Consider the following 541-nt stretch of genomic DNA (forward strand, 5'->3'; position numbering starts at 1 on the left):
CTTCTAATAAATAAGGACTTTTATCAAGTAGTGCAGGTCCGTTTATTGCCAAGTTTATCTTTAAGCTCTGATCTAAGTCATATAGTTTCCGTACTTCGTTTAATATCTCATTTTTTCTTTCTATAGATGCTTTTCTATATTCTCTAAACTTATTATAGATTTCTTCTGAAATTATTGCACTTTCGTAAACATAAGTTCCATGGGGATTATTTATTAAGCTAATCATATCTTTTGAAGTCAACTCATAATCTAAATTTTGCCCAGATTTCGAATAATTTCTTATTATATATTTTATTTGTTCCTCTGTCACCACATTAGAATGTAGATAATCAGGTTTTCCTATTTTCTTACTGTCAGGTAACACAGGGATAAATAAGCCCGGCATTAACTGTTCTCTTAATGCTGCCTTCCCTATAGGTAAATGTCCCGTCTTATCTTTCCAACTATGCTCTTTTACCTTATCTATATTCGATATATTTACAAGCCTTGACTCTCCCGATAAACTGAACAGCTTATTTGTATTAGCCACAAAGTCAGGTGT

At 32.0% G+C, this 541-nt stretch carries 1 pseudogene; it reads right to left on the minus strand.

Annotated elements, in window-relative coordinates:
* Positions 1-541 (minus strand): annotated as a pseudogene (locus EII29_RS12320) (hypothetical protein); the annotation flags it as partial.

This window comes from Leptotrichia sp. OH3620_COT-345 (genome assembly GCF_003932895.1).
In the GTDB taxonomy this organism is placed as follows: Bacteria; Fusobacteriota; Fusobacteriia; order Fusobacteriales; family Leptotrichiaceae; genus Pseudoleptotrichia.